Here is an 11,949-nt window from a genome sequence, read left to right on the forward strand (position 1 = left end):
GAGGCAATCGACTCTTCATTCCTTTTTGGGAGTATTTACATGAAAAAACTCGTATTCGGCTTGCTCGCTTCCTTCATCGCCCTCGTCGCACTGACAGGCTGCAACACCGTCCAAGGCGTTGGTCAGGATGTGCAGGAAGGTGGCAAGGCCATCGAGAAGGCTGCCAAGTAACGCCCTCGGCCAACCTCGACGACTCTATTTGGAGGCCGGCGTCACCACCACCGGTCCACCTGCCAGGCCGCAGCGCCGCTGCGGCCGGTTTATCAAGCTCCAGCCATGCAAAAGTTCACCGTTCACAAAGGTTTGGTCGCTCCGCTCGATCGTGAGAACGTCGACACCGACGCCATCATCCCCAAGCAGTTTCTCAAATCGATCAGGAAAACCGGCTTTGGCCCGAACCTGTTCGACGAATGGCGCTATCTGGATCAGCCGGGCAAACCCGGCGTACCCGAATCCGAGCGCAAGCCCAATCCCGACTTCGTGCTCAACCAGCCGCGCTACAAGGGGGCATCCATCCTGCTGACCCGCCAGAACTTCGGCTGCGGCTCCTCGCGCGAGCATGCGCCATGGGCACTGGACCAGTACGGTTTCCGGGCCATCATCGCGCCCAGCTACGCGGACATCTTCTTCAACAACAGCTTCAAGAACGGCCTGCTGCCCATCATCCAGCCCGAGGCGGTGGTGGACCAGCTCTTCAACGAGGTCTATGCCTTTCCCGGCTATGAGCTGACCATTGATCTGGAGCGCCAGGTCATCGTGCGTCCGCAGGGTGAGGAATTGCCGTTCGACATCGTGCCGTTTCGCAAATACTGCCTGCTCAACGGCCTGGACGACATCGGCCTGACGCTGCGCCACGCCGACAAGATCCGAGCCTTTGAGGCAGCACGGCTGACCGCCAAGCCCTGGCTGGCGCACACCATGGGCGTGGACAAAGCGCCTGTGTGAACTTTCACAAAGCACGCGTTTTTTTCGTGCTAGAATTCGATCTTTCAGCGGCTGTAGCTCAGTTGGATTAGAGTACTTGGCTACGAACCAAGGGGTCGTGGGTTCGAATCCTGCCAGCCGCACCATATGCACAAGGCCTGCTTGATCGCAAGTAGGCTTTTTCAATCGCTCTTTCAGAAGCCTTGTTTTGGCTTCTTACCTTATGCGGCTGTAGCTCAGTTGGATTAGAGTACTTGGCTACGAACCAAGGGGTCGTGGGTTCGAATCCTGCCAGCCGCACCATTGAAAAGCCTGCCAGACAGCAATGTCTGGCAGGCTTTTTCTTTGGCAGGGTTGCGGCTTTCACGTCAGGCGTACCGGGCAGTGGTGCGTCGAAACCTTCTCTTGAATGAGAGATCAGGTTATCCCGCTGCCGGCGCGCGCCTTGGCGCAAGGGTTTGCCTGTCAGGCGCTTTTGCCCAATGCACCTGCGTGCTGCAGGCACGCGGCGCACACTACCTGCACATCCACGCTGAATGCCCGAAACTGCCCGCCCTGCCTGGCAACCAGCATCCTTACATACTCCTCCAATTCATCGCCAGGCAACTCCATGGATTGTCCGCAACTGACGCAGGTGGCAATGGCAGCGTGATTGCCGGTACTCCTGAGCACATACAGCGCCTTCCTGTTCGCACTCCAGTGCACATCAACAAGACCGCAGGCCGTCAACTGCTTGAGCACGGCATATACCGTGCTCAGATTGGCTCCGCGGTCGCTTTCCAGCAACTCCAGATAAATCTGGTGCACATCTATCCCACAGCTTTTGGACTGCAGGACCTCAAGCACGCGCAGGCGCGGCACGGTCGCCTTGAGGCCGACGCCTCGCAGCAACGTGACATTGTCAGTGGTTATATCGGTCAGCATCGTGCACAGTCCTAGTAACGGGCCGATGTTGCCGCAATGTCAGCGACATCCAGCCCTGCCCCACCGCATGGAGTGATGGCCACGCGGTGGGGTGATTCATCACTCGAAGCGATAGGTCGCGTTGAGCATGTAGGAGCGGCCCGGCCCGACGTTGGCGAAGATGCCGACGTGCGAGGCTTCGTACATACGCGTATCGGTGATGTTATTCACATTGAACTGCACCGACCACGCCGGATTGATGTCGTAACGCGCCATTGCATCCCACCGCACGTGGCTGGGCAAGACCAGGCGGTTGGCATCATCGGCGTACCGCTCGCCAACGTAGGTGGCGCCACCGCCCAGCGTCAGCCCGGGCAGGATTTCGTAGGTTGACCATACACTCGCATTCTGCTTGGCAACGAACTTGATTTGATTGCCGTCGAACACGTTATTGCCGCTGCGGTAACGGATGATCTTGGGGTCCAGATAGGAGTAGCCCGCCCAGATGCTCCAGGCCGGCGTGATCGATCCGGCCACCCCCAGTTCTGCGCCCCGAACACGATTGTTGCCGCCCAAGGTGACGTCACCGGAAACAGGGTCGGTGGAGCGCGCGTCGGTCTTTTCTGTCTCGAATACAGCTGCTGTGAGGGAGAGCCGCTGATGAAGTACGTCCCACTTGGTGCCCAGCTCCCAGCTACGGCTCTTCTCCGGCTTCACGTCACGGATCTGCGCACCACCTGCAACGCCATCAGCACCACCGCCTTGCCCCAAGTTCTCCCCTGCAGGGTTGGACGATGTGGCATACGAAAGGTAAATGCTGCCGTAAGGCACCGGTTTGTAGACCAGTCCGAGCTGGTAATTCCAGAAGCTGTCTTTCCGGCTGGCCGTCTGGTTGGACACCTCGAATATTTCGCGCCGCAGTCCCGCGTTAACCGAGAACTGCTCATTTAGTTCAATCGTATCCATCAAGTAGAGCGATTTGGTACGGATGCTTCCATCCTTTTCCTTGTCGCCGTACGTAATGTTGAAGTCGTAATGCTTGTGCGGATTCGGGTTATACAGTGAATCATGTTCCCGCCCCGGACCACCGCTCATGGATCGGCTGTAAATATTCTCGCGGCTAAACTCGAATCCGGTGCTGAAGGAGTGCTTTAGTCCGCCGATCTGCACCGTGCCGTACAAGTCGGTCTGGTTGATCAGTGATTTGGCAGAGCGCCAGCGCATGCGGTCGTCCCTGCGGAACTGCACGTCGGGCCCTTCATCCGCGCAGGGTGGGCCTGCATTGGCCGCGCAATTGTCGAAGGTCGGCCGCGTCATCAGATAGTGATTCAGGCTGTCGGAGTGGCGGGTGATGTTGCGAACCGTCAAATCCGGCGAGAAGTCGTGTTCCAGCTTGACAGTGCCGGTCTTGATGGTGTTTTCACGGAAGTCCGCATTCAATCGGCCGTAGACGTTCTCGCGGTCCACGACAGGCGGCCGGTTTCGGTCAGGATTGGCGGCATTTCTGAACGGGATGCCCCAATCCGGGAAGTCATTGTTTTCCACGTGCGAATACGACAGCGTTGCCCGGGTCGGCGTTCCCAGGCCAAACGCGATGGAAGGCGCAACACCAAAACGATCCACGCCAATGCCGCCTCGGCCGGGCACCTCGCCGCCCATGCGCATCACGTTCAAACGCGCAGCGATCGTCTCGCTGATGGGGAGGTTCACATCCGCAGTGGTGCGCCACTGCCCGGCATTGCCTGCGCCAGCGGTCGCCTCCACGAAGCGATGCGCCTTGGGTGTCTTGGTAGTCAGGTTGATGCTGCCGCCCGTGCCACCCCGTCCGGTATAGGCGGAGCTCGGGCCCTTGATGACCTCGACGGACTCCAGGTTGAAGGTCTCGTGCGAGCCGCGCGCGTAGTCACGCACGCCATCGATGAAGATGTCGGTGCTCGCTTCGTAGCCTCGCACAAAGGGCCGATCTCCGGTCGGCGTGCCGCCTTCTCCCGAACCCAGCGTAATGCCGGGCGTGGTACGCAGCACGTCCTGCAGCGACGTAGCGCCACGGTCGCGCATGAGCTCCTCGGTGATGATGGTCACCGAACGCGGCGTCTCCAGCAGTGGCGCGGTGAACTTGGGACTTTGCGCTGCCACCGGTGCCTGGTAGCTGGCGGCAGGGGCCGTAACCGTCACCTCCTCCAGCTGCTGCACCTGCTGCGCAAGCGCTGGCGCACACGAAAGGCCTGCGCCGACCGCCGCGACGCCCAGCGGGCCATCCCTGCCTGGGCGGGCGAGCTGGCAAATGCAGACTGGAAACACTCCATCGGCAGCAAGGACTGGCTGGCTTCAGGCGCTGGTGTTGGACGGGATGACATGGGTCGTGAACTCCTGGTTGAAGAAAGAAACGCTTTCGCACCCCGAACGCTTGGCCGTTGCCTCTCCGATACAAGCACACCGATTTCCGATACGCTGAGCGCGTCGTAACCGGTTACCGACTACGACGCCATCTGCCGTAGGCATGTAGTGAACTGGCCGTGTCGCCCAGCGCCACACCATCGATAGAAAAACAACTAAACTCAAGAATGAGATGCGATCTCGTTAAGACTATCGACGGCTTCGTGAAATCTGCGTGGAATTTCCGGCGGGATATCAGAAGATGACGTGATAAACACGGCTGGAATACGAGGATTTATTGTTTTCACATTTATTTCACGAGGCGGCTGCTACCCTGATTGCCTCTCATTTACTTCGCGTTCCATCGCCTGCATGATCGCCGCACCAGCATCTGATGATCTCCCGCGTCATGCGCCCGTGCTGGGCATCATGGTGCGGCGCGAAACGGGCTTGCCTTATCAGGCAATGCGTTGCCACGGCAGATGCTGTCATGCATTTCTGGCTAGGCCATGGCCACGGCAGCAAGCATGGCTTGTGCGTCGCACTGCCCCACGTGATCGCGGCTGGCTATGCAGCCCATGAACCAATCCTCCGGCACGACTGCCCTGTCCCACACGATCCTGATCGTGGAGGATGAGCGCGCCATTGCGGAAAATCTGCTGCTCACGCTTGAAAGCGAGGGCATGGTGGCGGACATTGCCCGCAACGTCGCGGCAGCGCGCTACTTTCTTCAGAAGGAGCACTACGATCTGGTGGTGCTTGACATCGGCCTACCCGACGGCGACGGCCATCAAGTAATCAAGCATCTACGCGAGCAACTCCAGCTGTCCACCCCCGTGCTGGTGCTGACCGCCCGCACCGCGCTGGAGGACAAGATCGCCGGTTTCAGCTTCGGTGCGGATGACTACCTGACAAAGCCCTTTGCGCTGGAAGAGTTGGTGCTGCGCGTGCGCGCGCTGATCCGCCGCTCCAAACAGCTGTCAGAAAGTATGTTTGTGCTGCGCCACGGCCCGCTGGAAATGTCGCTCAGCCATCGGCAGGTTACGGTGCACGGCAAGGAAGTCAGGCTCACGCGCAAGAGTCTGCTGGTGCTGGAGTGGCTGATGCGCTACGGTGGGCGGGTCGTGCCGCGCGAGAAGCTGGAGGACATCCTCTGGCATGGCGAGCCCCCTTCGGGCGATGCCTTGCGCAGCCAGTTGCACCTGTTGCGCAAGGCCTTGCAGGCGCACGGCTACGACGGCATCGAAACGGTACATGGCATCGGCTGGCGGCTTGCTGCGACCACACAGCAGCCGACAGACAGCCCGCCTTGAGCGTCTTTTTCGGTGTGCGGCGTCCCACTCCTGTTAACACCGCGGACCATATCGTTAAGCAGAATTGCTGTCGCTATTGAGCACCGTAGCGCGGTCACACGCGGTTCATCGTCGGCCGCCTTTGCCAAGGTACTTCTGCCCGACTGTACGGCATTGATAAGCACGCAGGCAGAATGGCTACTCCTCGCTGCGCGGAGCCAGACCGTGTTCGACTGCGTAGACGGCAACCTGGACTCGACTGTTAAGGTTGAGTTTCTTGAGCACGTTCTGCACGTGAATTTTCACGGTACTTTCGGTCACATCCAACTCCCTGGCAATGACCTTGTTGCTGGCCCCTCGCGCCAGCAGGCGCACCACATCCTGCTCGCGGGCCGTGAGTGTGCTGCGTGCGGTCTCGGGCGCTGCGGCGTGATCCGGCACAGGTGCCTGGCTGCGGAACTGCGCAATCAGCTTGGCAGTCATGCCCGGATCGATCACGGGCTCGCCAGCGACAACCTTGCGGATGCTCGATACCAATGCCTCCGCGTGGATGTTCTTGACCAGGTAACCGCGTGCACCGTTGCGCAGCGCCTGCGCCAGTTCATCGCCCTCCTCCGAGACGGTGAGCACCAGCACCGCACAGTCTGGCAAGTCCTGGCTGAGTACCTGCAGCACCTCCAGGCCGCTGAGGCCGGGCATGTTCAGATCCAACAGAATGACATCCGGGCGCAGCTCGCGCGCCCGCTTGAGCCCCTCGACACCATCGGCAGCCTCACCGACGACCTCGAAATCCGGCTGGCGCCTCAGAAGCAGCTGCAGGCCAGAGCGGAACAAGGTGTGGTCATCGACCAGGAGGATGCGGATCATGGGATATTTTGTTCTGAAATAACTGTCATGCGGGCAAGCGCTCACGGGCGGGCAGCAGGAGCGACACGCGTGTGCCTTGCCCGGGAGCGCTGTCCAGATGGATTGTCGCGTTCATGCGGGCCGCGCGCTCGCGCATGATGTGCAAGCCTACATGGCCTTCGCCACGGTCGGCAACCTCCTGAGGGTCGTAGCCCCGACCGTCGTCTTCCACAGAGAGTGTGAAATCCTGCGCGTTTTCCACGCGCACTTTCACGTGGGATGCCTCGGCATGCTTGCGAATATTGGACAGCGCTTCCTGTAGGATGAACAGCACCTGCAGCTGCTGCTCGAGCGCCAGCGGCGCGCCGGCTGCGTGCTGGATATCCAGCGCCGTCTGCAGCCCGGTCTGGCGCCGGAAGCGCTGCACCGTCTGCTCGATGGCCGCGCCCAGATCACCCTGTTCGAGCTTGCTGCGAAAGTTCGTCAGCAGTTCGCGTACGTCCTGGTAGCTCTCGTCAACACCGGTGCGCAGCAGCGGCAAAATCTCCCGCACTTCCGCAATGTCGCCGCGGCGCATGGCATCTTCCATCAGCTGCAGCTGCAGGTTCAGGAAATTCAGTCCCTGGGCCAGACTGTCATGCAGGCCTTGCGCCACCAGGCCCCGCTCCTGTACGACCGCCAACTCGCGCGCCTGCGCTGCCAGGCGACGGTTCTCCAGCGCAACGCCCAGCAACTGCCCAAGCGATTCCAGCAGCTGGCGGCTCGAGTCGCTCATCACCCGTTGTCTGTGAAAGTGCAGCGAAAAGGAGCCAAGCACCGACTCTCCAGAGACAATGCGAAATACTGCCACCGTCGCAAACCCCTCGCGTGCGCATGGCAGTGATCGTGACGCATCACCCGTTTGGGTAACGTCTCGAATGACGATCACCTCCGGTCCTAACGTGGCTTCGCCGCAATGACAGTCGTTGGCAGGCATGCAATGCTCGGCGTGCAGCAGCGCCGGGGACAGACCCACCGATGCCACCAGGCTGACTTGCTGCCGGGCCACGTCCAGCGTTCGAATGCTGGCGCCGGCGGCACCAAACTGGCGCGTGACCCGCTGCAGGAAACCTTCACACATGGCCTCGATATCGCCGGGCTGATTGAGAAATGCCGCCATCTCGTACAACGAGGCGATCTCGTGGTTCTGCGCCGCCAGCTGGCTGGTCTTTTCGGCCACTCGCTGCTCCAGTGCGCCGTACAGGCCCTGCAGCTCCCGAGCCATCTGGTTGAAGCCTGCCGCCAGGACACCAAACTCGTCTTGAGTCTCCACCGGCAGTCGCTGGTCGAACTCATGCGCTGCCATGCGTCTGAGGCCCTGACTGAGCCTAAGCACGGGCACGATGATCCACAGATACAGCAGGCAAATCATGGCCAATGTACCCACCACGGCCAGTACTGCCAGCCCACCCTGTGCCAGGCGCAAGGCAGTGGTTTTGCCAGCGTTGTCATGCTCGATCATCTGCACCAACTGGTCGGCGCGGGCGACTAGCTCGCGCAGACTGGCCAAATAGGCCTGCGTGTCCCCAGTTTCGAGGCCCATGCGCGCAAGGGGATAGGCCACTTCCTGCCAATACTCGCTGACGGCATCAAGCTGCGCCCGGATCTGCGCGTCGTCGGGCAGCAACAGAGGACGCTGCGCGTCACCGCGGCGCAGCAGGGTCAGCGTCTGGAACACGTGTTCGAACTGCTGCATCACGCGTTCCTCGCGATTGGGCGCGTCGCTGGCCAACTCCACGGCAATCCGGTAGGAGCGCATGCGCAGGCTGCCAGTGTCGTTGATGGCCGCACCCGCGCCTTCCAGCCGCCAGGACAACCATAGCGTCAAGCCAATCATGCCCAGCACCACAAGCAGCGCGACCACGGAACTGGCCACTATGCGGGTGGAAATACGCTTGCGCCAGGGTGGAAACAGCGTGGGGTCAAAGCTCTCCATGGATTTGCAATGTATATCCATTTCATGCAACGCACACGCGCAGCCTGCCTCAACCACCGGTTTGCGACATGAAGCGCACGACTTTCGTTGGCGCTGTGCCAAACTCGTGGCGCTCTGGCTTTGCTGCGATGCCAGCGCGGATGGCAGCCATCAGGTCCGCATCACTGGCGCCATCCCGCAACATGCGTCCCAGCGGCACCTGGTCTTCCTGACCAAGACACAGATGCAGCGTGCCATCGACCGTCAGGCGAACGCGATTGCACGTCGCGCAGAAGTGGCGTGACATTGGCGTAATCACCCCCAGTGCTGGCCGATCCTCCCCGGCAGACCAGTAGCGCGCTGGTCCACCATCGCCGAAGTCCAGCGCTGGTACGAGCCCAAAACGCTCGGCGATGCGCTCGCCCCTCTGGGAAAGATCGACTGGGACGAACTGCTGGCCCGTACTGCCCATGGGCATGGTCTCGATCAGGCGCAGGATGAAGCCGCTGGCCAGCGAATAGGCCAACATGCGTGCCAATTCCGCTTCCTGCATATCGGGTGTGACGACGCAGTTGAGCTTGATGGGCATGAGACCAACGCGGCGCGCCTCCTGCAATCCGTCGAGCACCTTGGGCAGACAGTCGCGTCCACAAACCTTTGCAAAACGCTGCCGATCAAGGGTGTCGAGGCTAACGTTCAGCCGCGTCACACCAGCTGCCTTCAGCGCGGCGGCGTGGCGCGCCAGTGTAGTGCCGTTGGTGGAGACCGAAAGGTCCTGCACCAGCTTCATCGCCGCAATGCCCGCCGCCAAGTCGGTTACACCACGGCGCAGCAGCGGCTCCCCCCCGGTCAGGCGTACCTTGCGTACCCCCAGCTGCACGAACAGCCCGACCAGCCGAACCATTTCTTCATGGCTTAGCCAGTTCGCGGGCTCCTCAAAACCCTTGAAATCCTTGGGCATGCAGTAGTTGCATCGCAGATCGCAGCGATCTGTGACGGATACACGCAAGTAATGGATATGACGGCCGAAACTGTCCACCAGCATGGGAGAAACACCGTCGCTCATGCGCATCCCCCTTGCCCTGATCCGCCACCGCAGCTGCATCCTGCATGCGCCTTGCCCGGGCTGTGGCCTGCCGCATCGGGTGTGTGCGGCACTGGCACAGAAGGCGCATGGCTTGCCCCCATGATGTTTTCGCGCTCGGCCTGATCTTCCAAATCGATACCATCGATGTGCGCACGCGCCACCAGTACCTTCGTGTACTGACGCCAAGCGGTATCGCGTGCCATGGCATCCAGCACCGTGGCGATTTCGTCTGCCACACGCTCGTAAGGAAGAAGTTGTCCAGGCACGCTACGCACTACGCGGACGATATGCAGTCCATGTCGGCTGTTGACCAACGCCGGATGGACTTTGCCGGCCTCCATGGCAAATAGCGCGCGCTCGAATTCCGCAACGGTATCGCCTCTTCGAATTTGCCCCAAGCTCCCCCCCAACTGTCCGGATGGACAGTTGGAATAGCACCTGGCCAGATCCGCAAATCGGGTGGGGTCAGCCAGGGCCTCTTGCAGGACCTGCTCAGCCTTACCGCGCAGCGCCGCCAAATTGACGTCAGGCGTGACCTGAAACAGGATATGGTCCGCTTCGACCAGCGCACCGACAGTAAAGCGCTCAGGATGGGCCGCATAGAATCGCCGACATGCCTGCGCATCGGGCGTTGGATACGGTGCCTGACTGGCTAGGAGCGCATCGATGGCTTGATCCTCCTGGCGCGTGTCAATGCCCAGTCGCTGCGCCTCGTCCAGCAGCACACGGCGCAGAATTCTTGCCACGACAGCCTGGCGCAGCGGGTCTGCACTGTCTTGATGCGCGGGCAGCTCCTGCTCAATTTCGGCGTCGGTGAGTTCAACGCCGTTGACGGTTACGGGCATGGCAATCCTTTAGACAAATTCCTGATTAAGCACAACTGCATTCATTGCCGGGGACGCACCAGCTGCCAGGCGCGCCCGACATAGCCGATAGATGCGAAACCGCTCCAGACATGCACCAAGCGGGTGAACGGGAAGATGACAAACAAGGTCATACCCATGAACATGTGTGCCTTGAACAGCCATGGTGCATCAGTAATGAAGGCCGCCGCCTGCAATCCACGCAGCGTCACGATGTGCTGCGCCCACTGCATCAGTTTCACCATCATGTGTCCGTCGAGATGGCCTGCCGATACCCAGATGGTGGAAAGTCCGAGCGACAGGGTGATGATCAGCCAGGCCAGCACGAGAAAGTCGCCCTTGTGCGAGTTGTGCCGGATACGCGGGTCACTGAGGCGACGATGGATCAACAACACCAGACCGACAAAGCACATCAAGCCCATCACGCCACCAGCGGCCATGGCGAAGATTTGCTTCTGGGTATGCGTGATGCCGAGGGTGTCCCACACGACCACAGGCGTGAGCAACCCGACGAGATGGCCGAAGAAGATGCCCAGGATCCCGACGTGAAAGAGGATGTTGCCCAGCCGTAGCTGCCCTGCGCGCAGTAATTGGGAACTGTCACTTTTCCAGGTGTATTGCTCACGCTCGAAGCGCGCCAGACTGCCCAGAAAGAAGATGGCAAGGGCAATATAGGGGTAGATTCCAAAGACGAATTGGTGGATGGCATTCATAAGAGACTCCAGATGGCAGGCGCAGCGGCGTGTAAATAGTGCGGCTGCGAATTCATGCGCGGCGGGCCGTGCCATACGGGTGGAAATGCAGCGGCTGCTCCTGCTGCAGCGAGCCCATCGCCGGTCGCAGCAATGGCTCCACGCCATCGGCGCCGGGGCCGAAGGTCTCCATGGCCTCATCCATATCGCGCACCGGTGGCGCTTGCATTTCGCGCGGCTCCACGCTAGTCATACTGCGCAGCACAGCAAACACTGCGCTGTAGGGACTTTCACTGCGTGCCAGCCGCGCACCGATGGCCGCCAGGACGTGGATGGCGTCATCCAGCAGTGCGTTGGCCTCCTGCTGCGGCAGCAAGCTGAGGAACTCCAGAAACAGCGGTACGTGGTCCGGCAGTTCGCTGTCAACCGGCTCGAATCCGCGCTGCTGGTAGGTCTGCAGCAAATCGACCAGGGCCTGGCCGCGGTCGCGGCTTTCGCCATGTACGTGCTCAAACATATACAGCGAGTGCGCCGGGGTGCGATCGGCGTTGTTGCACAAACGTCCCGAGTCTGTAGGCTAGCGCACCCATGACCAAGCCCGCTGCCGCCCAATACCGCACCACCAACTGGAAAGATTACAACGCAGCCCTCAAGGCCAGAGGCTCGCTCTCGGTCTGGCTGGATCGTGACATGCAATGGCACGGCCAGCCCACCGGTCGTCGCGGTCGATCACCGACGTTCAGCGATGCCGCCATCCAGTTCTGCCTGACCATCAAGGGGCTGTTCGGCCTGCCGTTGCGCCAAGTCATCGGTTTCGTGCAGAGCCTGATGCATCTGGCGGGCCTGGATGGGCCCGTGCCTGACTACAGCACGGTCTGCCGCCGCCAGAAAACGCTGACCGTGAACATCCCCTATCGCCCCAGTCGTGGTGGCTTGCATCTGCTGGTCGACAGCACCGGCGTGAAGATGCTGGGCGAAGGCGAATGGAAAACGAAGAAACATGGCTCGGAAT

At 60.8% G+C, this 11,949-nt stretch carries 10 protein-coding genes, 2 tRNA genes and 2 pseudogenes; 6 read left to right on the top strand and 8 right to left on the bottom strand.

The genetic code is table 11. From position 1 onward, the window contains the following. Nucleotides 1–39 precede the first annotated feature (39 nt). The 4 genes from AAV94_RS06920 (at nt 40) to AAV94_RS06935 (ending at nt 1,227) form a co-directional block, all read left to right on the top strand. Nucleotides 40–171 carry an entericidin A/B family lipoprotein gene (locus AAV94_RS06920; RefSeq protein ID WP_046741618.1) on the top strand — a complete coding sequence of 44 codons (132 nt, stop codon included), beginning with the start codon at nt 40–42 and terminating at the stop codon, nt 169–171. Between the two features lie 105 nt (nt 172–276). Continuing rightward, entirely contained in the window at nt 277–945 is a 669-nt protein-coding gene (leuD, locus tag AAV94_RS06925; RefSeq protein WP_046741580.1) for a 3-isopropylmalate dehydratase small subunit, read from the top strand. Between the two features lie 47 nt (nt 946–992). Next, nucleotides 993–1,070: transfer RNA gene (locus AAV94_RS06930), tRNA-Arg, on the top strand. 79 nt (nt 1,071–1,149) lie between these two features. After that, nucleotides 1,150–1,227 (top strand) — tRNA-Arg (locus AAV94_RS06935). Between the two features lie 162 nt (nt 1,228–1,389). On the opposite strand, the gene AAV94_RS06940 is transcribed toward AAV94_RS06935, so the two are convergent. Both AAV94_RS06940 and AAV94_RS06945 read right to left on the bottom strand, forming a co-directional pair. Beyond that, on the bottom strand, nt 1,390–1,848 hold the full coding sequence (locus AAV94_RS06940; RefSeq protein WP_046741581.1) for a Fur family transcriptional regulator: 459 nt from the start codon (nt 1,846–1,848) through the stop codon (nt 1,390–1,392). Nucleotides 1,849–1,947: 99 nt separating this feature from the next. Further along, nucleotides 1,948–4,002 (bottom strand): TonB-dependent receptor, encoded by a 2,055-nt coding sequence (locus AAV94_RS06945; protein WP_231731279.1) that lies wholly within the window; start codon nt 4,000–4,002, stop codon nt 1,948–1,950. 779 nt (nt 4,003–4,781) lie between these two features. Between AAV94_RS06945 and AAV94_RS06950 the strand changes: the two genes are divergently transcribed. Continuing rightward, the gene (locus AAV94_RS06950; protein ID WP_046741620.1) at nt 4,782–5,516 is read left to right on the top strand and encodes a response regulator; all 735 of its coding nucleotides are present in this window, start codon (nt 4,782–4,784) and stop codon (nt 5,514–5,516) included. 177 nt (nt 5,517–5,693) lie between these two features. Here the strand turns inward: AAV94_RS06950 and AAV94_RS06955 are convergent, their stop codons facing one another. From AAV94_RS06955 to narJ, 6 genes and pseudogenes are all read right to left on the bottom strand, one after another. Next, entirely contained in the window at nt 5,694–6,362 is a 669-nt protein-coding gene (locus AAV94_RS06955; RefSeq protein WP_046741582.1) for a response regulator, read from the bottom strand. Nucleotides 6,363–6,387: 25 nt separating this feature from the next. Then, on the bottom strand, nt 6,388–8,316 hold the full coding sequence (locus AAV94_RS06960; protein ID WP_046741583.1) for a type IV pili methyl-accepting chemotaxis transducer N-terminal domain-containing protein: 1,929 nt from the start codon (nt 8,314–8,316) through the stop codon (nt 6,388–6,390). A 49-nt stretch (nt 8,317–8,365) separates the two neighbouring features. Continuing rightward, on the bottom strand, nt 8,366–9,361 hold the full coding sequence (gene moaA / locus AAV94_RS06965) for a GTP 3',8-cyclase MoaA (protein WP_046741621.1): 996 nt from the start codon (nt 9,359–9,361) through the stop codon (nt 8,366–8,368). Beyond that, nucleotides 9,358–10,227 carry a peptidylprolyl isomerase gene (locus tag AAV94_RS06970; RefSeq protein WP_084824799.1) on the bottom strand — a complete coding sequence of 290 codons (870 nt, stop codon included), beginning with the start codon at nt 10,225–10,227 and terminating at the stop codon, nt 9,358–9,360. The genes moaA and AAV94_RS06970 overlap by 4 nt, the downstream gene beginning before the upstream one ends. 41 nt (nt 10,228–10,268) lie before the next feature. After that, entirely contained in the window at nt 10,269–10,958 is a 690-nt protein-coding gene (gene narI, locus AAV94_RS06975; protein WP_046741623.1) for a respiratory nitrate reductase subunit gamma, read from the bottom strand. 52 nt (nt 10,959–11,010) lie between these two features. Further along, a pseudogene (narJ, locus tag AAV94_RS06980) lies at nt 11,011–11,481 on the bottom strand (nitrate reductase molybdenum cofactor assembly chaperone); the annotation flags it as partial. Nucleotides 11,482–11,525: 44 nt separating this feature from the next. Between narJ and AAV94_RS06985 the strand changes: the two are divergent. Continuing rightward, a pseudogene (locus AAV94_RS06985) lies at nt 11,526–11,949 on the top strand (IS5-like element ISPa35 family transposase); the annotation flags it as partial.

Origin of the sequence: Lampropedia cohaerens (assembly GCF_001005215.1) — a bacterium.
Taxonomy (GTDB): Bacteria; Pseudomonadota; Gammaproteobacteria; order Burkholderiales; family Burkholderiaceae_C; genus Lampropedia; species Lampropedia cohaerens.

Coding starts and splice junctions, on each gene's coding strand:
- AAV94_RS06920 (WP_046741618.1), top strand. CDS start 40: ATGAAAAAACTCGTATTCGGCTTGCTCGCTTCCTTCATCGCCCTCGTC.
- leuD (WP_046741580.1), top strand. CDS start 277: ATGCAAAAGTTCACCGTTCACAAAGGTTTGGTCGCTCCGCTCGATCGT.
- AAV94_RS06940 (WP_046741581.1), bottom strand. CDS start 1,848: ATGCTGACCGATATAACCACTGACAATGTCACGTTGCTGCGAGGCGTC.
- AAV94_RS06950 (WP_046741620.1), top strand. CDS start 4,782: ATGAACCAATCCTCCGGCACGACTGCCCTGTCCCACACGATCCTGATC.
- AAV94_RS06955 (WP_046741582.1), bottom strand. CDS start 6,362: ATGATCCGCATCCTCCTGGTCGATGACCACACCTTGTTCCGCTCTGGC.
- AAV94_RS06960 (WP_046741583.1), bottom strand. CDS start 8,316: ATGGAGAGCTTTGACCCCACGCTGTTTCCACCCTGGCGCAAGCGTATT.
- moaA (WP_046741621.1), bottom strand. CDS start 9,361: ATGAGCGACGGTGTTTCTCCCATGCTGGTGGACAGTTTCGGCCGTCAT.
- AAV94_RS06970 (WP_084824799.1), bottom strand. CDS start 10,227: ATGCCCGTAACCGTCAACGGCGTTGAACTCACCGACGCCGAAATTGAG.
- narI (WP_046741623.1), bottom strand. CDS start 10,958: ATGAATGCCATCCACCAATTCGTCTTTGGAATCTACCCCTATATTGCC.